The sequence below is a fragment of the Laspinema palackyanum D2c genome (assembly GCF_025370875.1).
Classification (GTDB): domain Bacteria; phylum Cyanobacteriota; class Cyanobacteriia; order Cyanobacteriales; family Laspinemataceae; genus Laspinema; species Laspinema palackyanum.
The window spans coordinates 57402-83343 of the sequence record NZ_JAMXFD010000009.1; the positions used below are offsets into that span (position 1 = coordinate 57402).

The 25942-nt window shown below is 49.3% G+C and carries 21 protein-coding genes; 14 read left to right on the forward strand and 7 right to left on the reverse strand.

The annotated features are described in order from the left end of the window. Window positions 1–43 precede the first annotated feature (43 nt). A complete protein-coding gene (locus tag NG795_RS13000) occupies window positions 44–1687 on the forward strand; it encodes an alkaline phosphatase D family protein (protein ID WP_367289086.1) in 1644 nt (547 codons plus the stop codon). 161 nt (window positions 1688–1848) lie between these two features. Here the strand turns inward: NG795_RS13000 and mutS are convergent, their stop codons facing one another. After that, window positions 1849–4476: a DNA mismatch repair protein MutS gene (gene mutS, locus NG795_RS13005; protein ID WP_367289226.1), complete on the reverse strand. Its 2628-nt coding sequence runs from the start codon at window positions 4474–4476 to the stop codon at window positions 1849–1851. A gap of 433 nt (window positions 4477–4909) precedes the next feature. Here mutS and NG795_RS13010 point away from each other — a divergent pair, with 433 nt between their 5' ends. After that, window positions 4910–5683: an RNA methyltransferase gene (locus tag NG795_RS13010; protein ID WP_367289087.1), complete on the forward strand. Its 774-nt coding sequence runs from the start codon at window positions 4910–4912 to the stop codon at window positions 5681–5683. Between the two features lie 210 nt (window positions 5684–5893). On the opposite strand, the gene NG795_RS13015 is transcribed toward NG795_RS13010, so the two are convergent. Continuing rightward, a complete protein-coding gene (locus NG795_RS13015) occupies window positions 5894–6103 on the reverse strand; it encodes a hypothetical protein (RefSeq protein WP_367289088.1) in 210 nt (69 codons plus the stop codon). Window positions 6104–6110: 7 nt separating this feature from the next. Between NG795_RS13015 and NG795_RS13020 the strand changes: the two genes are divergently transcribed. The 3 genes from NG795_RS13020 to menB all read left to right on the forward strand — a co-directional run bounded on the left by NG795_RS13020 (window position 6111) and on the right by menB (window position 10271). Then, complete coding sequence (locus NG795_RS13020) at window positions 6111–7517, forward strand: serine hydrolase (RefSeq protein WP_367289089.1); 1407 nt, start codon at window positions 6111–6113, stop codon at window positions 7515–7517. 299 nt (window positions 7518–7816) lie between these two features. After that, window positions 7817–9052, forward strand: coding sequence for a vWA domain-containing protein (locus tag NG795_RS13025; RefSeq protein WP_367289090.1), 1236 nt, complete (start codon window positions 7817–7819; stop codon window positions 9050–9052). 385 nt (window positions 9053–9437) lie between these two features. Continuing rightward, the gene (gene menB, locus NG795_RS13030) at window positions 9438–10271 is read left to right on the forward strand and encodes a 1,4-dihydroxy-2-naphthoyl-CoA synthase (RefSeq protein WP_367289091.1); all 834 of its coding nucleotides are present in this window, start codon (window positions 9438–9440) and stop codon (window positions 10269–10271) included. 244 nt (window positions 10272–10515) lie between these two features. Here the strand turns inward: menB and NG795_RS13035 are convergent, their stop codons facing one another. Together NG795_RS13035 and NG795_RS13040 are read right to left on the reverse strand one after the other, a co-directional pair. Continuing rightward, on the reverse strand, window positions 10516–10836 hold the full coding sequence (locus NG795_RS13035) for a hypothetical protein (protein WP_367289092.1): 321 nt from the start codon (window positions 10834–10836) through the stop codon (window positions 10516–10518). A 507-nt stretch (window positions 10837–11343) separates the two neighbouring features. Beyond that, complete coding sequence (locus NG795_RS13040; protein WP_367289093.1) at window positions 11344–11907, reverse strand: DciA family protein; 564 nt, start codon at window positions 11905–11907, stop codon at window positions 11344–11346. A 185-nt stretch (window positions 11908–12092) separates the two neighbouring features. Here NG795_RS13040 and NG795_RS13045 point away from each other — a divergent pair, with 185 nt between their 5' ends. The 6 genes from NG795_RS13045 (at window position 12093) to NG795_RS13070 (ending at window position 19319) form a co-directional block, all read left to right on the forward strand. Then, window positions 12093–13523, forward strand: a complete 1431-nt coding sequence (locus tag NG795_RS13045) for an SPOR domain-containing protein (protein WP_367289094.1) — start codon at window positions 12093–12095, stop codon at window positions 13521–13523. A 258-nt stretch (window positions 13524–13781) separates the two neighbouring features. Beyond that, on the forward strand, window positions 13782–14537 hold the full coding sequence (locus NG795_RS13050; protein ID WP_367289227.1) for a PspA/IM30 family protein: 756 nt from the start codon (window positions 13782–13784) through the stop codon (window positions 14535–14537). A 553-nt stretch (window positions 14538–15090) separates the two neighbouring features. Beyond that, window positions 15091–15855, forward strand: a complete 765-nt coding sequence (locus NG795_RS13055; RefSeq protein WP_367289095.1) for a PspA/IM30 family protein — start codon at window positions 15091–15093, stop codon at window positions 15853–15855. Window positions 15856–16172: 317 nt separating this feature from the next. Next, complete coding sequence (locus NG795_RS13060; RefSeq protein WP_367289096.1) at window positions 16173–16496, forward strand: thioredoxin family protein; 324 nt, start codon at window positions 16173–16175, stop codon at window positions 16494–16496. 176 nt (window positions 16497–16672) lie between these two features. Continuing rightward, the gene (locus NG795_RS13065; RefSeq protein ID WP_367289097.1) at window positions 16673–17845 is read left to right on the forward strand and encodes an LL-diaminopimelate aminotransferase; all 1173 of its coding nucleotides are present in this window, start codon (window positions 16673–16675) and stop codon (window positions 17843–17845) included. Between the two features lie 589 nt (window positions 17846–18434). Further along, complete coding sequence (locus NG795_RS13070) at window positions 18435–19319, forward strand: NF038130 family PEP-CTERM protein (RefSeq protein WP_367289098.1); 885 nt, start codon at window positions 18435–18437, stop codon at window positions 19317–19319. Window positions 19320–19948: 629 nt separating this feature from the next. On the opposite strand, the gene NG795_RS13075 is transcribed toward NG795_RS13070, so the two are convergent. Further along, complete coding sequence (locus NG795_RS13075) at window positions 19949–20083, reverse strand: hypothetical protein (RefSeq protein WP_367289099.1); 135 nt, start codon at window positions 20081–20083, stop codon at window positions 19949–19951. 34 nt (window positions 20084–20117) lie between these two features. Between NG795_RS13075 and NG795_RS13080 the strand changes: the two genes are divergently transcribed. Continuing rightward, window positions 20118–21020, forward strand: a complete 903-nt coding sequence (locus NG795_RS13080) for an NF038130 family PEP-CTERM protein (RefSeq protein WP_367289100.1) — start codon at window positions 20118–20120, stop codon at window positions 21018–21020. 129 nt (window positions 21021–21149) lie between these two features. Here NG795_RS13080 and NG795_RS13085 read toward each other — a convergent pair whose 3' ends face one another. Continuing rightward, entirely contained in the window at window positions 21150–22970 is a 1821-nt protein-coding gene (locus tag NG795_RS13085) for a M3 family oligoendopeptidase (RefSeq protein WP_367289101.1), read from the reverse strand. Window positions 22971–23185: 215 nt separating this feature from the next. Here NG795_RS13085 and NG795_RS13090 point away from each other — a divergent pair, with 215 nt between their 5' ends. Both NG795_RS13090 and NG795_RS13095 read left to right on the forward strand, forming a co-directional pair. Continuing rightward, on the forward strand, window positions 23186–23464 hold the full coding sequence (locus NG795_RS13090) for an RpnC/YadD family protein (protein WP_367289102.1): 279 nt from the start codon (window positions 23186–23188) through the stop codon (window positions 23462–23464). Next, window positions 23465–24016, forward strand: coding sequence for a DUF4351 domain-containing protein (locus NG795_RS13095; RefSeq protein WP_367289103.1), 552 nt, complete (start codon window positions 23465–23467; stop codon window positions 24014–24016). Window positions 24017–24108: 92 nt separating this feature from the next. Here NG795_RS13095 and NG795_RS13100 read toward each other — a convergent pair whose 3' ends face one another. Then, window positions 24109–25827, reverse strand: coding sequence for a protein kinase domain-containing protein (locus NG795_RS13100; RefSeq protein ID WP_367289104.1), 1719 nt, complete (start codon window positions 25825–25827; stop codon window positions 24109–24111). Window positions 25828–25942: the final 115 nt, after the last annotated feature.

Genomic DNA, 25942 nt, shown 5'->3' on the forward strand with positions numbered 1-25942 from the left:
GAATGGTCTTTCCTTATCCGTGCAATGGAGACGAGAAACCCTTATGAATCCCCTGCTGAAGTTTTATGATCCTGAACAGCATCCTTGGCCGAATTCACCCTTAGAGCAAACCAGTATTCTCGGTCATACGACCCCCACCACGGTCCGTCTGTGGTTCCGGGTTTCTGAACCGGGGGAATACTGGTTAGTGGTGTCTTCTCGTCCCATTCCGACTCACGGAATTCCCTTATTGATTTTAGGCGATCGCCGTGAATATCAGTTACGCTTGACCACTCCGACTCAGACGGAAGAATTTTTCCCGGAAATCGTTCTCCCCGTCTCACTCACACCGGCAACCGACCTCACCGGGGTGATGGAACTGATGAACCTCACGCCGGATACTCGCTATTACTATGCATTATTTGACCCCAATCGGGACTCTCCCTGGGAGTTGGGACATGAAGAACTTCTGTGGTTTCAGACCTTTCCGGAACATCCCAAAACCATCAATTTTGGCATCTATAGTTGTCATATGCCTTACGAAGGGCGGCAACTTGCCAATGTGGAAATGTGGAATCGATTTAATCAGGAACTCTCCCAGGTGAATGCGCGATTTGTGTTAGCAACGGGAGATCAAGTCTATGTGGATGGCAACCCTGAGTTGAGTATCTGGGAATGGTTGCGGAAGGTCAAATCCCAGAATCCGACTCGGGAGGATATGATTACTTGGTATCGGGATATTTATCGGGGATATTGGGGAATTCCCGAAGTGCAGCAGATTTATCGGCGCTTTCCGATGTATATGATCTGGGATGATCATGAAATTGTCGATGGATGGGGCTCTTATACTCCCGATGAACTAGCGGGATTGCTAGATAACTCCTGGCAACTGCGAAATAAGTCGCAACAATTACAGTTTGCTGAGGAAATGTTTGAGGCGGCGCGACAGGTGTATTGGGAATATGAACATTCTCATAATCCGGAGACGGATTTTATCAATAATCAGTTCGACTATGGATTTGATTGCGGGCGCTGTGGGTTTTATGTCTTAGATATGCGCGGAAATCGCAATTACAATCGCGAACATCATCGGTCATTAGGACTAAAACAGGGGCGTCGATTTGAAGAATGGATGGCCCGTCAATATCAATCGGATGCCGAGGTTTTATTTATTGTCTCTCCTGTTCCAGTGGTTCATTTAAGTAGTTTTGTGATTAACCAAATTGACTTAAGTTTGTTTGGATATCAAGATGACCAACGGGACCATTGGGAACATCAAAGCAATTGGGATGAACGGAATCAATTGTTAAAGTTGGTCTTTGATTTTTCTCAAAAAATGCACAGACGGGTAATTTTTATTAGTGGGGATGTTCATATTGGGGCAGCATTTAAACTATCTCACCCCGATTTTCCTGGGGCCAAGGTTTTTCAGGTGACCTCCAGTGGAATTGCTTATGCCCATTTGAAGGAAATGGAACGGCGGATTTTGGAAATGTTAGTTAAACCGGAAGGAAATTTAGGCGATCGCCCGGAAAATATCCCCTATCATTTTGAAAATTTGGCGGTCTGTCGTTATAATAATTTTGGGATTCTTCGAGTTACGGAAGAGGAAATGGGAGGGATGGAAGTCTGCTTTGATTTGTTTGGGGGATATCGCGAAGAGAGTGGGGAACTGTCTTTGTTTAAAACGAGTATAAATCTGGCATAAATGGGGAACCCCACCCTAACCCGGACCTTGCTAAGGGGAGGGTACCGGAGGGGAATTGAAAACGAGTATAAATCTGGCATAAATGGGGAACCCCACCCTAACCCGGACCTTAGCAAAGGGAGGGTTAGGGTGGGGTTCTTCCTCTAACATCCCAACCCCATTTAAAAATCAAACATATCTAATTGTTCCGTCGATTCCGAGGAATTCACTCCCTCTTTCTTCGCCCCTTTGCGGAGTCCGACAGCAATTTTACTATGCTTTTCAATCTGACTCATCACCTCTTTTGCTCGTTGAATCACCACTGGGGGTAACCCCGCTAACCGTCCTGCTTCAATGCCATAAGAACGGTCCGCGCCTCCGGGTTGGACTTGATGTAAAAACACGATTTCATCAGCTAATTCCCGGACCGTTACTTGATAGTTGGCCACATTAGAAAGGATGGAGGCCAGTTCATTCATTTCATGATAATGGGTGGCGAAAATCGTGCGAGAGCGAATTTCTGTGGCTAAATATTCGGCAACGGACCAAGCAATGGATAATCCATCAAAGGTGGCGGTTCCTCGGCCAATTTCATCGAGTAAAACTAGGGATTTAGGCGAGGCATGATTGAGAATATTGGCGGTTTCATTCATTTCAACCATAAAGGTAGATTGACCTGTTGCTAAGTCATCTACTGCGCCAACTCGGGTGAAGATGCGATCGCAGATTCCTAAAGTGGCCGAACTTGCTGGAATAAAACTCCCCGTCTGCGCCAATAACTGAATTAATCCCACCTGCCGTAAATAGCAACTCTTGCCACTAGCATTGGGTCCAGTTAAAATAATTAAATCCGGCGCAAGGCGATGATCGCTTTCAGATTTGCCCGGATCTTCGGCATTCCCTAGTCGGGTGGAATTCGGCACAAATAATCCCGCTGGAATCGAATATTCTACCACGGGATGACGACCATTAGTAATTCTCAGGGTTCGATTTTCCACCATTTCAGGACGGCAATATCCCCGGTCGATCGCAATTTCTGCTAACCCCGCTAACACATCGATCGCCGCGACTGCTTTGGCAACATTGCGAATCATTGCCGCATATTCTCCCACCTGCGATCGCAACTGGACGAAGAACTCATATTCTAATTTATTCAAATCCTCCTGTGCGGTCAGAATCCGTGATTCTCGTTCTTTCAACTCAGGCGTAATATACCGTTCTTCATTGGTCAAAGTTTGCCGTCGCACATAATCCGATGGTGCTTGTTCACTTTTTGACCGCGAAATACTAATATAATATCCAAAAGTCTTATTATATCCCACTTTCAAGGTAGAAATTCCCGTGCGTTCCCGTTCTCGCACTTCCAAATTGGCCAACCATTGCTGATCGCCTTCAACGAGCGATCGCATCTCATCCAACGCCTCATACACATTCGGACGAATTAACCCCCCATCGCTTAAATGTAGCGGCGGTGATTCCACAATCGCCCGTTTCAAGCGAACTGCTAATGCCTCTAGTTCTGATGACACCTGTTGTAAGGGTTTCAAATAGGGAGAATTCCCTTGTTGTGCCAAGGTGGAGAGTTCCGGCAATTTTGCCAAAGAATCGGCCAATGCGATTAAATCCCGGGCATTTGCCGTACCCGAACCCGCCCGAACGGTGAGGCGTTCTAGGTCATAGATTTCTGATAACAACCTTTGAATTTCTTCACGCAGTTCCGTTTTTTGGACTAATTCCTCCACCGTATCCTGTCGCGCTTGAATGCCTTTAATCTTCAGCAAAGGTTGCAAAATCCAACGCCGTAATGCTCTGCCACCCATTGCAGTTTTGGTGCGATCAATCGCCCATAACAACGATCCATAAAATGTGCCATCGCGGACCGTTTGGGTAATTTCTAAATTGCGGCGAGTTTGAGCATCAACAATTAAATAATCCGCTAACGTATAACTGCGAACCAATTGCAGAGGAATCCGATTTTCCTTTTGAGTTGCTTCCAGATATTCCAATAATCCCCCTGCTGCACGCACGGCTAAGGGGAGATTTTCACATCCCACCCCCTCCAAACTACGGAGTTTGAAATACTGGAAAATCCGCTGCCGCGCTTCTACCAGGGTAAAAGGTTTTTGCGATCGCAGAGAATAGCAAAAGCAGGAAGGGAGATACTGGGAGAGATGTTGAGACTTTTCCCCCGGACGCAACAATGTACCAATATCCGGTGCATTGGTCGGAACTAGCACTTCCGATGGTTGCAGGCGCATTAACTCTTGTGCGAGATGCTCTAAATCTTCCGCTTGGGTGGTGAAAAATTCCCCCGTGGAAATATCTGTATAGGCCAATCCCCACTGATTTCCGGCCATGACGACTGCCGCTAAAAAGTTATTGGTGCGCGCTTTGAGCATTCCATCTTCTAGCAGTGTACCCGGGGTAATCACCCGAGTCACTTCGCGGCGGACTAATCCTTTCGCTTCTGCTGCATCTTCCACTTGATCGCACACGGCGACGGAGTAGCCTTTTTCTACCAATTGCATGGCATAGCGTTCTAAGGCATGATGAGGGACACCCGTCATGGGGACTCGTCCCACATCTCCCCCTTGTTTACTGGTGAGGACTAATTCCAATTCTCGCGCCACGACGATCGCATCCTGGAAAAAGGTTTCAAAGAAATCCCCCACGCGATACAACAGCAGGGAATGGGGATATTGATCCTTGATCTCCGCATAATGCCGATACATCGCCGAGAGGCGATCGCGATCGAGTTCTCGATAGTCAGCATTGGTAATATGGGTCTGGGTGGTTTTAATCCCAGTCATATCAGTCGGGGTAGATGCAGAGGGACGATCGCTCATGGGTTTATCCAGAATCCAAACAGAGGGTAAGCCGTTCGGCTTTTTATAGATGATAAACTGCTGCCATCCCCGATGTTCTAAAAACTTACTGAAATCTGGCATGGGTTATGGGGGGAGGCGATCGGGATTGCTGGGAGTTGCGTTGGGTCCCCGATTCTTCTATGATCCAAAAAACCCGCAGGCTGAAGCCTGGGGCTACACGGACAAAGCCTGTCCTGAGCTCCGTCGAAGGGCCCGCCTGCGCGGGCTGAAGAGTCTTGTTATACCCGATCCGGTTGTCAAAAGTTAGTTTTTTCTAGTAGCCTGCGAAGGCAGGCTTCGTCTGTGTAGCCCCAGGCTTCAGCCTGTGGGTAAGTGTAGCCTAAGCAGCATCCCCCCCACCCTGAGAATTCCCACCATGAATGAAAGCGCATTAGCCAGAATTCGGATCGTGCTCGTAGAACCGGCTGGCCCCTTGAACGTGGGTTCAGTGGCCCGAGTGATGAAAAATATGGGGTTGTCTCAGTTAGTCTTGGTGAATCCCCAGTGCGATCGCCAGGATGAATGGGCGATTAAAATGGCCGTACATGGGGCAGATATTTTAGAAGCGGCCCAAATTGTCAACGAACTGCCAGAGGCCCTCGTGGGATGTCAACGGGCGATCGCAACCACCGGGCGATCGCGGTCCTTACCCACGGACTTAGAAACCCCCCGAGTCGCCCTCCCCTGGCTATTAGAAACCCCCTCCGCCTTAATTTTTGGTCGGGAAGACCGAGGATTGAGCAACGATGAACTGAACTACGCCCAGCGATTCGTGCAAATTCCCGCCAGTCCCGAGTATCCTTCCTTAAACTTGGCCCAATCTGTCGCCGTTTGCGCCACCGAACTGTACCAACAGGCGACTGGACTGGCAGAAGACAAAACCAGCATCCCGTCCCCCTTCATCAGCGCCAGTTCTAGCATTCCCACCGCCTCTTTGGAGGAATTAGAGGGATATTATCAACACTTAGAACGATTGCTCTTGGAAATTGGGTATCTTTATCCTCATACTGCCCCCCGGAGACTGGAAAAATTCCGACGGTTGTACAATCGTGCTCAATTATCCACTCAAGAAGTCGCCATGCTGCGGGGAATCTTGACACAAATGGAGTGGGCATTGTCCCAAGGCTCGGAGGTTGGTGATAGGCTATAGGCGTTAGAACCCTTGGATAGAGAAATTCTCAAGCAACCCGGGTTCTGCCCCAAAATTTCGGCCCAAGGTTGTCCAAACGATCGCTAAAACAGTGCCTCAAGGGGTTACGATTGACGGTGCTGCGGGTAAAACTGAGCCTAAGAAATGGCACTTAGGGAGTCGGTTCGCCGAATAAGTAGCAAGAATGAAATAACAGGAGTGTGGTGTGGCTCAAAGGTCTCCAATTCGGTCATTTTTGTCGGTGGTGCCTTCGGAAAAAACGGAGTCTGGCGAACCGACAAAGCGGGTAAAAAAAACTAAAACCAAGACATCGGGGAAAAAAGCAACTAAATCCGCTTCCCGCAAATCTGCCCCCGGGACCCGTGGCGATCGCCCTTTGGAAGCGCCACCCCGGAACCCCAGAAAAACAGGATCCCCCATCCCGACCTTGGGTGATGGCGAACCGGCACAACCGGCACAATCTCGATCGGATCAGGCCCAACAACAGCAACAGTCTCAACAGTTAGCTGAACAATTGCGAATGGGCCGGGTCCCTCGTTCCCGGAACCAACCGGATTATGCCAGTTCGGAGAATCCCCGTCCTCCCCGTGGGTCAAAATCTCGCGATCGCCTTGCCGAACAAAGACCCTCTACCTCGACTCGTTCTACCTCCTTAAGTCGTCAGATGGCCCAGGAAGGAGCCGACTCTCCCCGGGAACGAGTGCCCGGGCGAAGACCCCCAGATTCTGGGAATAAACCCCCCCGCAAGCGGACTCCCAAAGGGCAATCTAAACGCACTGCCGGGACTGCCTCCAAAACGAGCCTCCCCAAAACTAGAACCCGGAAAACTACCGAGAAGAAACCGAAAAACACCAAAATCTCGCCCCTGATTTATGGGGCGCGGTTGCTGATTCTTGGGGTTGGACTCGGGGTACTCGCGGGCACCCTCTTATCCATCTGGAATCCTGCGGATAACCACACCGTCGGGGCGGCTGGAAATGCTGAAACCCAAGAAGAACAGCAGGAACAGGTCACGGCTGCCTACAATCTTCAGGCCCTGCCTATCAGCCAGGAAATCACGACCCTGAAAGAAAAATTGCAGGCAATGGCGGCAGAACATCCGGAATTGACCCCAGGAGTTTATGCCATTGAATTGGATACAGGGGCCTATCTGGACTTGAATGGGTCCCAGAGATTTTCCGCTGCCAGTACGATTAAAGTGCCAATTTTAATTGCATTTTTTCAGGACGTGGATGAGGGAAAAATCACCCTGGATGAAATGCTGACCATGAAACAGGAGCATATTGCCGAAGGATCCGGGGATATGCAGTTCACCGAACCGGGGACGAAGTACAGCGCCCTAGAGACGGCGACTAAAATGAGCGAGATTAGCGATAATACCGCGACCAATATGTTAATTGAGCGGTTAGGGGGTGCAGCGGCCCTAAATCAGCGCTTTGCATCCTGGGGATTGAGCAACACCACGATCGCCAACCCTCTCCCGGATTTAGAGGGAACCAACACCACCAGTCCCCAAGATTTGGTGCAGGTGATGGGACTGGTGGAACGGGGACAGGTGCTGTCTTTGAGAAGTCGCGATCGCCTGTTCAAGATTATGCAGGGTACGGTGAATAATTCCCTACTCCCCCAAGGATTGGGTTCCGGCGCAGCGATCGCCCACAAAACTGGAGATATTGGGACTGCCATTTCTGATGCGGGATTAGTGGATATGCCGAATGGGAAGCGTTATTTAATGGCGGCGATCGTCAAACGTCCCCACAATGACCCCGCAGCAGAAGAGTTAATCCGGCAAATGTCCCAAGTAGTTTACCAATCCTTTAGCGGAGAACTCTAACCAGGAGACCCTGACCCCTTACAAGGGGAAGTTTTTTACGTTCAGGGGGGATTTGCCCAAGATTAACTACACCTCCGGTCCCCTCCCCTTGGCAAGGGGAGGAGACCATCAGAAGCAGTTACCCATACAAAACCTCCTCTTGTAAGGAAGCTAACTCCCAGGTTTCTCCATTCATCCGAGGGATTCTCCCGGCAACATTAGCGGTGTCGATAGCGGATGTGCCAAAATCCAGATAGTTCAAGACCCGGATTCAGGACAACCCATCGGGACCGCTTTTTTGTTTGCCAGGAGAAATTTTAATGAAAGTTGCTATCCATCCAGCCCTAAGTGATGCCAATATAGACGCGGGTCAACCCAGTTCTCAGCGTCAACTGTCCCTATCTATTTCCGCGATCGCCGCAGGTTTAGAAACCTCAGTTCCCCTCAACCTCTGCCTGATTTTGGACCATAGCGGATCCATGACCGGACGTCCGTTAACCACCGTCAAAGAGGCAGCCTATCGACTGATTGACCGACTCAAACCCGGCGATCGCCTCAGCATTGTCGCCTTCGATCATCGCGCCAAAGTGATCATCTCCAATCAGGCGATCGAAGATACCGATCGCATCAAAAAACAGATCGACAAACTCAAAGCCGATGGCGGGACTGCGATCGATGAAGGCATGAAAAAAGGCATGGAAGAACTCAAAAAAGGCGCAACCGGCACCGTCTCCCAAGCTTTCATCCTCACCGATGGCGAAAACGAACATGGTAGCAACGATCGCTGTCTGAAATTAGCCTCCGAAGCGGCAGATGCCAACCTCACCCTCAACACCCTCGGATTCGGCGATCACTGGAACCTTGATGTCCTCGAATCCATTGCCACTGCCGCCCGAGGTGCACTCTCTCATATCGAACGCCCGGAACAAGCCGTCGAAGAGTTTAGCCGCTTATTCAGTCGGATTCAATCCGTTGCCTTAACCAATGCTTACCTGCAACTGAAGCTAATGCCAAAAGTTCGCCTTGCCGAACTCAAACCCGTCGCCCAAGTCTCACCGGAAACCATCGAACTCCCCGTAGAAGCCAAAAATGGACTGTTTGAAGTGCGCTTAGGGGATATTATGACCACAGAACGGGTGATTTTGGCGAACCTATATATTGGCAAATTTGCCGAAGGTAAACAAACCCTCGCGGAATTGCAAATTCGCTACGATGACCCTTCTGCAGGACGGAAACAGATTCTCAGTGATCCGTTCCTGATCGATGCCAACGTCCTGAGTGCCTATCACCCGGCGATCGACCCCACGGTACAGCAGCATACCTTAGCCTTAGCGAAATATCGGCAAACCCAAATTGCCGAACAGAAAATCCAACAAGGCGATCGGGCAGGTGCCGCCACCATGTTACAAACTGCCGCCAAAACCGCCTTACAAATGGGCGATAAAGGCGCAGCAACCGTCCTCCAAACCAGTGCCACCCGCCTCCAAGAGGGACAAGAACTTTCCGAAGCCGATCGCAAAAAAACCCGCATCGTCTCCAAAACCATTTTGCAATAACACTCACCACAAAAGCGGCAGACTTAATCTCTGCCGCTTTTGCAATCCATCCCCTTCCCTCAATTTTGGATCATGCCTTCTGTCATTCTTCTTCGTTCGTAGTAACGCCTTCAGGCGTTCTCCACCCCTATTTTTAAAAGGTTTGTAATAGTTTATTTTTTGCAGTTCAAGGAGTACGCTGGGCAATGCCCACCCTACAATTGCGTAAAATTAATCTGGATAATTCAGGAATTTCACCCGAGATTAATTGGAAAAAATCCGCCCAATTACCAGGATAGGGCAGCGGGGATAGGGCTTCAACGAGGGCCATTAGGGGCCGTATGAAGCGCAAACACCCCAGGCAAGGTACAATGCACAATTTGACGTCGCGCAGCTACTGGATGAAATGCAAATCAACTGGCAAACCGCCAAAACTTACGAAGATATTCTCTATGAGAAAACCGATGGGATTGCCAAAATTACTATCAACCGGCCCCACAAGCGGAATGCCTTCCGTCCGAAAACGGTATTTGAACTGTATGATGCCTTTTCTAATGCGCGGGAAGATAGTCGGATTGGGGTAGTGTTATTCACCGGGGCGGGACCTCATACCGATGGCAAATATGCGTTCTGTTCCGGTGGGGACCAAAGTGTGCGAGGGGAAGCGGGATATATTGATGAGGCGGGAGTTCCCCGTTTAAATGTCCTGGACTTGCAGCGGTTAATTCGGTCGATGCCGAAAGTGGTGATTGCCTTAGTTGCCGGATATGCAGTCGGAGGGGGTCATGTTTTACACCTGATTTGTGATTTAACCCTAGCGGCAGAGAATGCCATTTTTGGGCAAACGGGACCGAAAGTGGGGAGTTTTGATGGAGGGTTTGGGGCCAGTTATATGGCGCGAATCGTCGGTCAAAAGAAAGCGCGAGAAATCTGGTTTCTTTGTCGGCAATATAACGCGACTCAAGCGTTGGAGATGGGGTTGGTGAATGCGGTGGTGCCGGTGGAACAACTGGAGGCGGAGGGGGTCACCTGGGCGAATGAAATTTTAGAGAAAAGCCCGATCGCCATTCGCTGTCTGAAAGCTGCCTTTAATGCCGATTGCGATGGTCAAGCGGGGTTACAGGAACTGGCGGGAAATGCCACGATGCTGTACTACATGACTGAGGAAGGGGCGGAAGGAAAACAAGCGTTTTTAGAAAAACGGCAACCAGATTTTCGTCAGTATCCCTGGTTGCCATAATGCTTTAATTGCCTAGATCATTCACTGCCTTTGAATCATGCAACCCGGTTGGATTTCCAAACCGGGTTTTACCCCTGATGTTTAAAAGAAGCGATCGCGATCGCTTCTGAAGTTTAACCCTAGAAGCGCGAGTTGCTGAGTAATTCTACTGAGCGATTCCACCCAATCATGCGGTCGTTTAACTTTTAGGAAATGAACGTGAATGTCAAATCTGTTGTAGCGTTAGCTTACTGAGAGAAAATGCTCACCGTATCTCCGGCTTATTGAGGTTTGTCGCGACAACTACCGAGTCAGGTTGACCATTGTATCGCTCTGCTGAGGGTTGGTAGAATGCCCTTTCTAGGGATAGAGTCCCCTCCACCCGGAGGCGTTGGTCTTCCAAAATGATCATTTCGGGTTTAATCTCTTCCCAAGAAGGTGCAAAGGGAGGTAAAGCTAACGAACAAGCTTTCCAGCCTCCACGAACCAGTACACCGAGTTGTTGGCAGTTTCCACCCCTGCGGCCTTCCGGGGTATAGAACCGACAATGGCGACAGGATGATGATTGGCAATTTGAGGTCTTCATTATGGGTGCTTGGGGGACAATCAAATGATGCTTCTATTATGCTGTAAGGTAATTTTACGCAAGAAAGGCATCAAGGCTTTATCCTGTATAGCTTTAAGCGATCCCCAATAAAAATTTACCTTAATAATTTCTTTATTATTTTGTAAGAAATAGCAACAATTCAGTTAAGTACCAACTCATCTCGACCCCTCGTAACTGGATGAGTTCAAGCTAAAAAAATATGGGGATCAACATTTTAGCCAGTCGTGCGCCTCACTGACAAGGGGAGATTTCAGGGAAGATCGCCTCCATAAAGACCTAGAGTTTACCTTGTAACTCAGCAGTTGGTGGTCCAAATTGGAAATAAGTCAAGGCACTCAAGACCGAAATTTGAGGGAGATGTTGCCAATGGATGTGGGGGTATGGGTAGTTCCGAAACCCCCGTCGGTTGGTGCAACGGGTGCTAGATCTCTGAATCAGCCCGAATGGAAAATTTGAATTGCCTTCCGGAAAGAGTCGCGATCGCCCCTACCCTGACCACTGTTTCGGCGCACAGAGGGCGCAAACCGCCCAGCGATCGAGTTCCCCGGGAGGCGTGGGACATCCACAATCGGGACAAAGGGGCAACCCCAGGGACTGCGCCTGCACCCGCTGTGCCCAGCGCTCAAAAGTCCCTTGAGCATTCTCAACCTTAGAACCCTTCGGAGTTCCGGCATCAGCACTTAACTCAGCCAACCGAGAAGGATGATCCTGCCACAGTATTTCTTGCTCCGCCAAATCTGGACATTTAACATCAGATTTAGACCAATCCTTGGGAGAAAATCGAATATCCGCGATCGCCTCGGAGCGTCCCACATTCAACCGTTGCAAAATCCGTCGCCGCTCAAACATCAGGTTTTGGGCCCAAGCCGAACTAGAAGTCGCCACCCGCAGCACCCCCCGTTCCACCGCCAAGGGACGAGTATGTTGATTAATCTTCGGCCCCACGGCGATCGCCCAAGACTCCACCAACTGCTGATATTCCCGTTGCTTTTGTCCCAGGGTCTGAGCCGCCAGGGCACCTAAAATATGATCCAGAGAGTTAAAAGCCATCGAGTCAAACTCAACATTAAACTGAATTGAACTGAAACATTTAAAATGTGGTGCAACAGTACAGTCTGTGACTTGCCATGCCTTTTATTATAAGAATGGGCATCGGCCAGAATCAGTCAAACTCCCCATCTTCAGGGAGCAACCCCCAAGGCGAAATCATCACGAAATCACACAGGAGAGACGGCATGAGCGAACGGTCCCCCAAGGCGAGTCCCGCCCCAGTTTCCCCAGAGCAGGGATTAAAACCAGTATTGCAGTCGGTACTAGAGAGTTTAGATGTCAAGCTAGAGTCAGAATTAACCCGATATCGACGACAAAAACGGGGTGATGCCGTGCAACCGTCCTACTCCGGGAATGGGTTGACCCCCCCTCAAAAAACCGCAGTGGATTTAATTACCCTCTCCCCAAGTAGCACGGCACCCCAGCAGTCTCCCGCCTTAGAACTGCCCAGCGCTCAGACGTTGAAATTTGAATCTCTCAAACCGATGCCCGGACCGGACGCGCCCAAAACGCCGAGTGCTGAGGTTAATGGGAGTCAGAATCAGCCCTTGGGTATTCCGGCGATCGCCACCTTTGGGGACAACAGCAACCCCCCATCCGCAGACAATCCAGGAACTGCCAATGGCATCGGCTTATCTACCGAAAGCCCCGGTGCGATCGTGGGAGCAATTCAGGGAACTGATCCCAAAGATCCCAATGAGTATCTCGACTCTTCAGAAAAATTAGTCAGTAGTTTAGATCGAGAAAACGCCAAAAAACTGGCCGAACTGCGAGCTAGACGAAAAACTCGCTCCCAAAATAGCTTCCTGAGTCCCGTGGGAATTGGGTCAATGCTGTTATTTGTCGCAGCCAGTGCCACCTTAGTTTATGTCGTGACTCAGATGGGAGAGGGTGAAGCCCCAGGCACTCGGCAACAAGCCAATGGAGGAACAAATGCCAATAGTCAAGTCTCGGAGCCTAGCTCAACGAATGAAGCATCCCAAATTACCCCAGATTTAACCAATTCCCAGTTTAAACCCTTGGATTTAGGCAATCTCGGAACCCTGGAGGAAAAACCGCCGGTTGCAGTTCCGGCCCCCAGTGCCCAAGGGTCTGTCCCTCCACAGACGGTGGCGATCGCCCCACAGGTCACTCCCAACTCCGCCCCGGTCACTCCGGCCCCAACTTCCCCCGGGTTGAGGAATCTGACCACGGATTATCTGGCTGGATCCGGACAGCCTGTGGTGACTCAACCGGCCACGGGCACCGCTCCGACCGTTGCTCCGAATGCGGGGACGGGAGCACCGGCAGCAACGGGAACACCGGCAGCAACGGGAGCACCGGCAGCACCGGGAGCACCGGCAGCAACGGGAACACCGGCAGCAACGGGGGGAACACCGGCCCCGACTACAGGGGTGAGTCCGGCGTCATTCCCTGGGTTTTACTATGTGGTGATGGATTATCAGAATGATGAGAGCCTATGGAAGGCGCGAGAAGTCGTACCGGATGCCTACCTGCGCGAATATCCCATCGGGGTTAAGATTCAGGTCGCAGCCTTTGAAGATCAAGCCTCAGCTCAAGCAATGCTAGAACAAATGAAGCAGCAAGGGATAACGGGGCAAATTTATAAGCCTTAAGGGATAGACTCCACAGCCTTTATGAGACTGCGATAGCATAGGATTAGGGTTTGTACCCGGTCCGCAACAGGCAGGATGTGAGCAGTAGAGTCTAGGCGATCGCCCCTTGGGGGAAGGTGGTTTAAAAAAATTGCCAGCCCTCGGTAACGCGATAGAACGCGATAGCCTCTGGCGATCGCCTTGTTTTAAAATCCTCATATTTGAGCCGGGGACCCGGGGCGACCTTGGAGGCACTACCCAACTTATATGGAGTCCGTTATGGGATTGTTTGACCGAATCATGAGGGTGATTCGCGCCAATATTAATAGCCTAATTAATAAAGCCGAAGACCCCGAAAAGATTCTCGAACAGACGATGATTGAGATGCAGGAGGATTTGACCCAACTGCGACAAGCCGTGGCTCAGGCGATCGCCACCCAAAAACGCACCGAGCGTCAGTACAGCCAAGCCCAGTCTACCGCTGACGAATGGTATCGACGGGCGCAGTTGGCCTTGCAAAAAGGGGATGACAACCTGGCCCGAGAAGCCCTGACCCGTCGTAAATCCTACCAAGATACCGCGACGACCATGAAAGCACAGATCAACCAACAAACCGGATTGGTGGAACAGCTCAAGCAAAATATGCGGGCTTTAGAAGGTAAAATCGTCGAAGCGAGGACAAAAAAAGACCTCTATATCGCTCGTGCAAGGTCCGCCCAGGCATCGGAGCGACTTAATGAGATGCTCGGAAATGTCGGGACGGGGAATGCAATGGCGGCTTTTGAGCGGATGGAAGAAAAAGTCATGCAACTTGAAGCGCGATCGGAGGCAGTCGCGTCCCTCGGTGGCGATGACCTAGAGAAAAAATTTGCTTCCCTAGAATCCGGGGGAGACGTAGATGAGGAATTAACGGCACTGAAAGCGCAAATCAGCGGGAGTAACCCGGCTCGTCTTGAACTTCAGCCCGTCTGTGCTCCCCGAGATCCGGAAATAGAAGGAGAACTCCAAAAACTCCGCGATCGCATGGACGAGTAACCCTGGAGAGAAAGTCTCTTATCCATCTATCCTCAAGGATCCCCCTCCCCCTAGCCAGCCTCCGTTTCCTCTCTGAATTTAGGGTGAATTTGCCAGAAATCCGTTCCGTTGCATCGCGTCAAATTTGATAATTTTGTGAATTGGCAAGCGCTGATGAGCTATCAAAACTTTAAGCCTTACCCTTTAAACTAGGAATTAAACCCACTTAGAAAAACTCCCCAGGCGCTGACATCCCCTATCCGGTTCCCCTTGACTCAACCCGGGACCCTTGAAGCAGTGGCTTCGGAGTCACGATTCCAGGCGGTCCATCCACCCAAAAATATATCGGGATGTAGCGCGAAAGCGGATGAAGTTTTTACACTAGATTCATCAAGAGAGTCTCTGGTATTTGATCGCCGCAGGCACCTTCTGTCTCCGGCGCACACCGAGTACCATCAAAGTAGATGGAATGGGTAAGGACCGTTGCCACCCAATCAATCAACAGCGGGGATCTCAGACCAGCAGCCTGTCCATAAAAACCTACCTTGTAAACCCCAAAAGGAAAAATAGCATCATGGGATTGTTCGATCGCATTAGCCGAGTTGTCAAAGCCAATCTTAACGATCTAGTCAGCAAAGCAGAAGACCCAGAAAAAGTCCTAGAGCAATCTATTATCGATATGCAAGAAGACTTGGTGCAATTGCGCCAAGCCGTTGCCAGCTCCATTGCTAACCAAAAACGCACCCAGAAACAGTACGAGCAGGCCAACACAGAAGCCAATACCTGGCAAAGTCGCGCCCAACTCGCTCTCCAAAAAGGGGATGAAAATCTCGCCCGGGAAGCCCTGGTTCGCAAAAAATCCAACGCTGAAACCGCTGCCATGTTAAAAACCCAACTGGATGGGCAGTTGACTCAGGTGGATACCCTGAAGCGTAATTTAATCGGTTTGGAAAGCAAGATTTCCGAAGCGAAAACCAAGAAAAATATGCTCAAAGCTCGGGCGCAGGCGGCCAAGGCGAACGAACAGCTTCAAAATACCCTCGGTTCGCTCAATACGGGTGGCTCAATGGCAGCCTTTGAGCGGATGGAAGAAAAGGTTCTGCAAATGGAGGCCCGTTCTCAAGCGGCTTATGAAATTGGCGGCACGAATCTGGAAAATCAGTTCGCGCAATTGGAGGCGGGAAGTGATGTGGATGATGAACTTTCGGCCATGAAAGCTCAACTCACCGGCGCATCTCCGGCTCAAAGTCAACTCCCCAGCGCCGGAAACAGCAGCGCGCCCAAAACCGCTGTGGATGATGAATTGGAACAGTTGCGATCGCAACTCAATGACAGTTAACTAATCCCCGAATTCTCCACAACTCCCTGATGTTGATGAGCTTGTCTTTAGTTCTGACTGAGACTTCCTCTACTCAGGGAGTTGTGGTTTTTTTTATAAATCCCCAATCCCCCCAATCCCCCCATCCCTTAAGGACAAATGACATAAGACCCATGACAAATGACATAAGACCAATGACCAATAACCCCTCCCCCATCTCACCCATCTCCCTCATCTCCCATTGCCTCCCCTGCTGTAAAATAATCACAGTTTAATAACATTGAGCGATCGCCACTCCGGGACGATCGCCTCGTACCTGATATTTGAAAGCGGTGGGCATGAGTAGCATTATCAAAGTCACAGATACTGAGTTTGGAACGGAAGTAGAACAAGCAACAACCCCAGTCTTGGCCTATTTTTGGGCGAGTTGGTGTGGGCCTTGCCGATTGGTCTCCCCTTATATAGACTGGGCCGCATCAGAATATGGCGATCGCCTCAAAGTCCTTAAGCTAGAAGTCGATCCCAATCCTGAATCAGTGAAAAAGTGCGGTGTTGAAGGCGTACCGGCAATCCGCATCTTTAAAGAAGGGGCGATCGTGGAATCCTTTGAGGGAGCCATTACCAAACAGGCACTAGCTACCCTGATCGAAGCCCATCTCTAAAAACTCATGGGCATTCCCTAACCGGACTCACCCCTGGAACCCTGTTTTATGATGAGAGCCTGCGTAGGCAGGCTTTGTTAGTATAGCCCCACCCTTGAGGGTGCGGGTTTAGCAGACCCAGGTAAACCGGATTCCGTATCCGTTGCACTCCATCAGCTTCTCACCCGTTAACCATCATGCAGTTTGCTAACCGTTTAGAACCCCTGCGTTCCAATGTCTTTGCAGATATGGATAACGCTAAAGCTAAGGCTAAAGCCGCAGGATTGAAGGTCATTGATTTATCCTTGGGGTCCTCAGACCTGCCCCCGGCCCCCCATATCGTGGAGGCGATCGCCTCATCTTTACCCGATCGCAACTCTCACGGCTATGTCCTCTTTCACCGCACCCAAGCCTTTCGCGAAGCCGCTGCCCGGTGGTACCACCAGCGCTATGGCATTGCCGTAGACCCCCAAACTGAAGTCCTAGCGTTAATTGGCTCCCAAGAAGGCACTGCTCATTTACCCTTAGCGGTTTTAAATCCTGGAGATTTTGCCCTCCTCATGGATCCGGGCTATCCCTCCCATGCCGGTGGAGTGTACTTAGCCAGTGGTCAAATTTATGGGATGCCCCTGCGGGAAGAAAACGGATTTCTCCCCGTCTTTGAGGAAATTCCCCAAGGGGTTCTAAACCAAGCGCGGATGATGGTTCTCAGCTATCCACACAACCCCACTACCGCGATCGCTCCTTTGTCGTTTTTTCAAGAAGCGGTTGCCTTTTGTCAGCAGCATCAGTTAGTTCTGGTTCACGACTTTCCCTACGCGGACTTAGTATTTGATGCTCAGATTTCCGTTCCCTCCGTCCTGCAAGCGGACCCCGAAAAAACCGTTTCTATCGAGTTTTTTACCTTGTCCAAATCCTATAATATGGGCGGATTGCGGATTGGGTATGCCATTGGCAATCCCGAACTAATTAAAGCCCTGCGGCAAGTCAAGGCGGCAGTGGATTTCAACCAATATCAGGGGATTCTTAACGGGGCGATCGCCGCCCTCACAGGTCCCCAAGACACCGTAGGCGAAATGACCAGCATCTTCCGCAACCGTCGGGATGCTTTCGTCAACGCCCTCCATCGCATCGGCTGGCAAGTACCGATGCCCGAGTCTACCATGTATGTCTGGGCCAAACTCCCCGAACAGTGGGCCAACAATTCCATCGGCTTTTGTACTCAAATGGTCGAAAAAACTGGCATCGCAGCCTCTCCTGGTTCCGGTTTTGGCAAAATGGGTGAAGGGTATGTGCGGTTTGCCTTAGTTTGGGACCCCCCGGTCTTAGAAGAAGCGGTGGAACGAATTGCCCAGTTTTTAAACTCTTAATTTTACCTTCACCACCATTCCCCCAAAAGAACTGATGAGACTGTCTCATCGGTTCTTTTGTTTGAATCGCCAAACTGGAAGGGGAAAACCGCAAAAATAGGGAGGGCAAACTGTCTGGGTTTAGGAATTCTTTACACAACAGTCTGGATAATTTTAGCGACCCATTCACAACCCGTTGAGTTTTCCTGGAATGCTTGACCGACTCAAAGCGATGATCAGCCTCATTCGGTCGTTAATATCCTCACACTGTCCTGTGAGTATTCTTTACAGAAACTTTACGGAAATCCATCATAACTTTATTAGAAGTCAGAGAATTCACGGATACGATCATTCCAGCTAGTATTTACTCCTATTTTTCTAAGGAACGCTGAGGTTTAGCCACTCTGAAGTTCAGACTGTGGCACCGAGGTAGAAGTCTTTGTCAGTGTCGTTTCTGACAACTTCCAAACCCGTGCGGATTGAGGTGATGGAGACAGGAGCCTGATTCAAAGGCAGCCGTTTAATCACAACACTAAAGTACCGCCTTCCTAGAACCTAGCTGGATGAACCCCCCTACTCTGACTTGCACAACTTTGAGGATACCGCGACTATGACAGAACTCTTCCAAAAGCTCTCCATCACGACTTCCCTTGCTGTTAGTATTGCGGCGATCGGTAGCGCCCCCGCCCTTGCAGGTACTTTAATGAACCCCCTGTTTGGAGGGACTGACGCCAGCGACTATTCCCGATACTGCTCTAATGGCACCAGCACTTTCACCGGGAGTAATTGTACCGATTCCTTAGAAACTATCCTGTCCGGCAATAGCAGCAACCCAGGCGGCTATATAGAATTAGCCAAAAGCAGCGAACAAGCCGGGTTTGACTTTACCCAAAATACCACTTTAACGGGTACCATCGGCGGCCAAGAAATCGTGATCAGCAGCTTGACCGAAAGTGACTGGAAGACCGATATGGGCAACGGGAAGTCCCTGCTCAGTCAATGGTTAGACGATGTATTTCTCGCCCACAACGTCTATATGCCCCCTTTCCTGAAACCGGCAGTTGAGAATGCCTTGATTGCTAATGGCGGAAGGCAGCGGTTCAGTGACCCCAAAATTTCCTACGTCAATCAAGATGACACCACCGGCGAAATCAGTATCGGACTAGCTGGACATTTCAACGCTTCCGAGACCCTAAAAGCTGCTTTGGGAGACACCACCATTCAGGGGTTTAAACTCGCTGACTTCATCCCCAGCCAAGTACAAGCCAGCGAACTGGTTAAAGTTATCTATAATAATGGACCTGCACAATACTTGTATAGCTTTGTTGCTACGCAAGCGGGTACAGAAGACTCTGCTCGCAATGGAAACTATCAGGTCAGCCTAGCTGGTACCCTCCCGGTGACATCAGTTCCCGAACCCTCCACGATGTTGGGTCTGATGGCAATCAGTGGTCTGGTTGCTGTCCAGAAGCGCAAGTCTGCAACCAAGGCATAAGTTTCCCTAATTCAGGGATTGCACGGTCTTGACAGACCCAGGAAGCCTAGAGGCTTCCTTTTTTTATTCCTGAACCTCTTCTTTTATTTCTCCCTTTTATACTCAATCGGATTGGGAAAGACTGGTTTGATATTTCGCAGGCTGAGGCTGGCTCCAGACAAAATAAGGACATCCTGAAGGGTGTAGCTACAGGAACCCTGCCTCTCCTGCATTAACTTTGGGCCACCGGATTTTATAGAGAGTTTTGATTTTTCCAAGATAGCTCATATTTGGCGATTATTCATCAGGGTTGGAGCCAGGGATTTGGGGGATGTAAAGAAATATGTCACAAAGGGCTAAAGGACTGATGCAAGCGAAGCCAAAATTGCGTGTTTTTACTGAGGTTTCTTAGCAAGAAATCGACCTTTTTCCAAATAAATCAGGTGTTTTTACATCAGCTCAATCCTAGATAGAGCAAAGGGTTTACGAGAAAATACTGAGTAAGATCCAGGTTGAAAAACTCTTTACAGAAACTTTACCGAAATCTTTCATAACTTTATGGGCAGTGATAGGATTTGCGGATAGGATAAGAGGAAGAAATAACAAATCAGTTGTGATACCTCAACATTTAAGGTCAGCCACTTTTAAAATCAGACGGTGGCACGCAGAGGAAACTCGGGACGATCGCAACTTGAGGTGATGGCGATCGCCGCCTCATTCAGAAAGCACAAGTTTAATGGAAACAGGGCAGCATCTCTAACACCTAACCGGATTACGCAACCCACCCTTCTTTAGAACAACACTCAGGAGACCCCAACCATGACTGGATTCGTGAACAAACTCGCACTCGCCACTTCTATTGCCTTGGGTATGACCGCGATCGGTAGCACCTCAGCCTTTGCAGGCACTTTAACCAACCCCCAATTTGGAGGAACGGTTGACACCGACGTCTTATTGTACTGCTCCAATGGTAGTAGCACCTTCGCCGGGCCCACCTGCACAGATTCCTTATCCACCATCCTCTCCGGCAATAGCAGCAGCCCTGGTGGCAACATCGAACTAGCAGCCAGCAGCGAACAAGCTGGGTTTGATTTTACCAAAAACACGACTTTAACCGGGACAATCGGCGGCAAAGATATCGTCATCAGCAGCTTAACCCAATCCGACTGGATGACCGTTCTGGGTAATGGCAAAACCTTACTGTCTCAATGGTTAGACGATGCCTTTCTCGCCAACAACGTCAATATCCCCGCTATCTTAAAACCAGTGGTTGAAGTTGCTTTTACCAACCTTAATGGAAGGCAGCGCTTCAGTGACCCTAATATTTCCTATGTCAATCAAAATGATACCACAGGGGAAATCAGTATTGGACTAGCAGGACACTTCAATGTTTCCAATTTGTTGAAAGATGCGCTGATCCCAAACAATCCCTTTTTAGCCACCTATATACCCGCCAGCCTACAAGCCAGCGAACTGGTTAAAGTGGTTTATGACAATGGCCCCGCTAAATATCTGTATAGCTTTGCTGCCACTGCTTCGGGCCAAATCAACGGCCACGGCGTGGGTGCAGATGGGATATCTCACAATGGAAACTATGAAGTTAAACTAGCAGGCGTCCCCCCAGTAGTCACCTCCGTTCCCGAACCCTCTACGATGCTTGCTTTAATGGCAGTAGGCGGTCTATTTGCCACCGCCAAGCGCAAATCGGCCAAAAACGCCTAACTCTGACTAGGGCATCAGTTTCAACAGTCTCCTAGAAAAAGGAAGCCTCCGGGTTTCCTTTTTTTTTAGACCCTTCCGGAGTGTTTAGGGGCGAAAAATTTTGTCGCCCCTAGGTGTGATTATGCGCAATTATAAACTCGCCTGCAACTTATCTAATAAGCCCTCGATATAATCTAAGGCACTGGCGATCGTCTGGGGATTTTCGATATCCACATCCACATACTTCCGCAACGCCTCCACCTGATTCATACTCCCACCGGCAGCCAACAACTTCAGATACCCGGGAATAAAATCTTTACCTGTTTCGAGATACTTCTGATAACAGGCTAAACTCACAATGTTAGAAGCAGCGTACTGATAGCAATAAAAAGGCTTAAAGTAAATATGCCCAATCCGCGCCCAATCATACTGGTGTTCCGGTAATAATTCCACGGAATTTCCACAAAGATTGCGATACAATTCCATCCACTTTTCATTGACGAACTTGGCATCAAAGCTGCCTTCTTTGGCGCGATCGTGAATCGCCAATTCCAAACGGCTAATCGTACTTTGCCGGAATAGCAAATTAAACTGGTCTTCTAACTGCCGAGTCAGCAACGACTTCATCAGCGCCTTATTGTCTGCCGAAGTTTTCAGCAGGTAATCCAGCAACAGCAGCTCATTAAAGGTCGAAGCAATCTCTGCTAAAACCAAAGGCGGATTGCTATTATAATAGGACTGAGCATCATCAATCCAAGCAAAATGCAACCCATGACCCATTTCATGAGCTAGGGTAAACAAAGAATTGTAATCGTCCGTGTAAGAGAGCAATAAATAACTATGTTTACCGTGAGAGTAGGCACAAAATGCCCCACCCCGTTTGCCCGGACGGACCTTGGCATCAATCCAATTTTTCAGGAAAAACTCTTCTGCACGCCGCGCATAATTAACATCAAACTCTTGTAAGGCATTGAGTAAGGTTTCTACCCCGGTTTGATATGTTAACGGGGGTAAGGGTTCCTCATCTTCAGTCGTCCAAGGTGCATAAAGGTCACAAATGCGGATTGTTTGACCGAGTGCCTTTCCTTTGAGTTGATAGTAGCGCTCAAACAGTTCAAACCGACTCGCTGTCCCGTCCATAATGGCACGAAAAACAGGTTCAGAAACCTCATCCGCCAACAATTGCTTATGCAAAGTAGAGGAATACTGGCGCATCTGACTTTCGATGCGATGATCCTGTGTGACGGTATTCAGAATGAACCCATAGAGGGAGTTGTGCTGTTTGAGGACATTTCGGACGGAGAGATAGGTATTGTACCGCACTTCCGGGGAGGGATGAAACAACAAGGCACTTAATTCGGCCTCATTACTTGCACTTTTGCCATCGGGGGTGGTTACGGGTTCATATTCTTGTTCTCCCAAATGCACCGATCGCAATTGGATAAACGCTTGCCGACCCGTGAGACTGTCTTGATTGCGCGTTTGTTCGATTTCTTCGGACAGGGTGTGAGGACGAAACTCCGCAATGCGATGGAGATAATGGGTATAACTTGCTAGTTCCGCAGCAGTGAGTAATTGATTGAAATTCTCTTCAGAAATCTGCTGTAATTCTAGGTCAAAAAACAGCAATTGATTTTCAATTGCCGTTAGAGATTCCATCACCTGATCCAGCAGTTGCTTCGCTTCCGTATTGCGCGTATCTGCGGAAAAAGTTAGAGAAGGATAGGCATAGACATAACCGGAGACTTGACCGATTTCTTCCAATTCTTGTAAACAATCGGCGATTTGTTCCGGGGTGAGTGCAGCAACATTGCCGCGATAAGTGCGACGAAACCCCGCAGCACGATGCTGAAGGACTTCTAAATCATGCTCAATCTGCGGGTCATCAAACCCTTGATAAAGGTCTGATAAGTCCCACTCCTGGGGATTTTCCAATTGAGCGATCGCCGGGGATTTAGGGGTTTGAACCAAAGTAACACTCCTTTGTCACAGTTTGCTACTTCTATTATGAGGGAAATTTTCCCCATTATCCACACCCAGTCCGAGTACGGCAATCCGAACGGACTCCCGGAGTCTATCAGGCGAGCAGATTCCGGTGCCGGTAAATTAATGTAAACTCTGGGAATTATCATGGACCTTTTTATCCTAAACTTAAACTTGAAACATGGCAATTAACCTCCAGGATTATGCCGATTGACAACTTATGTAAGTACCTAGTTACGAAATATCCACAACGCTTTGCTTCTTGGATATTGCGAAGAATCATTACCTCACCCGTGGAGGTGTTAAAAACCGAATTAACCCTAGAACCCGTGCGGGCTGATTCGGTGATTTTTTTACGGACAGACGAGGAAATTCTGCATTTAGAATTTCAGGTCAAAGTCCCTACGGATAGACCGATGCCTTTGCGGATGTTAAATTACTGGGTGCGGCTCTATTGGCAATATGGACTGCCAGTGAGATAGGTGATTATTTGGCTGCAACCCACCAGCAATCCAGCAGTTTTTGAGACAGAATTCCCGTTCCAATCAACCCGACATGGATATGAGGTTGTGCGGATATGGGAGGAATCTCCCGAACTGTTTTTACAAGACCCAGCATTACTCCCCTTGGCGGTGTTATCCGCCACTCAAGAACCGAACCAACTCTTGGCTCAAGTTGCTCAGGAAGTGGCTAAAATAGAAGAAACTGAACTGCGCCAAGAAATCGCCGCTTGTACTCAGGTTCTAGCGGGTTTACGGTTTAGCAAAGATTTGATTGCTAACTTTTTTCGGGAGGAAATTATGCAGGAATCCGTGATTTATCAAGACATTCTTCAAAAGGGACTGAATCAAGGGAAAAAGCAGGAGGCGATCGCCATGATTATGCGTCCGATTACCCGACGGTTTGGTTCCCTGGACCCCGATATCCGAGACCGCATTGATGCACTGACAACGGCTCAATTGGAAGATTTGAATGAAGCCTTATTCGATTTGACAGAAGTCACGGATTTAGTGACTTGGTTGCAGTCTCATTAGCAGTTTTCTAAAAAAAATGCTGGAAAGGACAAGGCAGTGCCTTGTCTTTTTTGCTATCATATTTGCCAATTTATAATGTTAATAAATCGGCTTTAAGGAGCGATTAAATGCTGCTCAGAACGGCGATATTGAGCTTTGAGACGCGATCGCTTGATGGGAAGCCAGACCATGACTCCAATCACGGGAATGCCGGTGATCGCCGCAGCAGCGATGAGCAATGGGGTCCAGAATCCTAATTGTAAAGCAATGCCACAACTGATGCCAGAGGCAGCAGTTAGTAGGGAGAGAGCAGTGGCGATTTGTAGTCCAAATTCCTTGGTAATCCCCGAGGCGGCTAAGATTAAGGCAACCCCGGTAACTGCTGTAGCGGCTAAGCTGCCAGCGGTGGCCCAGGACCCGATTAGACTGGCACCGGCAGCCATTCCTAGGGTAAATCCGGCGAGCGCTGCCATCAGGGTTGTAGCTACGGCAGTGAGCATGAATTTTACTACAAATCCCTGCTTTCCCGTCAGTTTAGCAAGCCCCGCCCAAGCTAGAAATCCACTCAGGGCGATCGCAATCGGGGTGGCGATCGAATGAAGCGCTAACATTCCTCCGGCACCAGCGGCTAAAAATAACAATCCTAATGAACTGTAGGGTAATTTGTGAGTTGAAATCGGCATGGGAGCAGTGGTGATTTCTAGGGAAATTCTAATCGGATTGGGTATGCCATTATGTTCTAATAAAACTTCTCTTTGATAGGTCTCATTAGCGCGTAATTGACAGGTATCAATAATAACTTGAGCATCCAAACGATTCTTCTTAAAATGAGCAGGAGAAAAGGAAATCCAAGCATGAGCATCGGGACGATGAGGCGGGTCCTGGGGATGGGGGGCAACCTGCCATTTTCCTCGGAGTCGGGTGTCGGGAACCGGGTTTTTAATCGAGAGGATTTGGGTGATTTGTTCTCCGAGGGTTGAGGCGGTTGCTGTAATGTGAGTTTTGCTCAGATGGACTTCCGGTGTGCGGACGACATAAATCGGCTCCAATGCGGCCAAGGCCGTTGCTGCATCGGGGAAGCGACTGCTCGGATTGGGTTCGACCATTGTTTCCAACCATTCAATCCAGCGCAAGCTCACTTTAGGAGTGAGATGGTTGAATTGGATGCGATAATCATCATCGACCAACTCGGCGATCGCAACCGATCGAGTTCCCGTCAGTAAACAAATCAAAGTCGCACCCAATCCGTACAGGTCAGACGCAGCAGACAGTTGACGGTTCAGCAGTTGTTCAGGGGGCATAAATCCCATTGTCCCTTTAACCATACTGCTCATTGCCACATCGTCGGAACCGAGTTTAGCAAAGCCAAAATCAACGAGATATAACGTGAGGCGATCGCTGACTAGGATATTTTCCGGTTTAATATCCCGATGAATCACCAACGGGGTCCGATTTTGTAGATAAACTAAGATGTTTAAAGCCGCGATCGCCAGTACCTTGACCTCATCCGCCTCAAAACTGCGCGGCACCGCCAGGGATTGAGCATTTTTATACTCCTGGACCATACAAAACCCATCGGCAGTCTCAAACGAATCCAAATATTTAGGAATCCCGGGGTGATTTAACTGTTGCAACACCTCAATTTCCCGTTCCACCGCCCGATAAGCGGACCAGTCGGAACCACTGGTGGCAAATTGAAATTGTTTAATTGCTACCGATTCTTGTCGCTGCTGATTCAGCGCCAAATAAGTCACCCGACCCCCGGCACGATTATGGCCGAGCTCTCGGATAATTTTATAGCCGTTCGCGCTAAAGTCGGGAAAATCATTCATGGTGGAAAATCGCTAGGGGCTGTTTTTATTGTAGGAGATGGGGAAGATTGTTTGTACTTGTTTGTAGTAACGACTTCAGTCGTTGCTCGCGTGTCATGGCATCCGCCATGATACG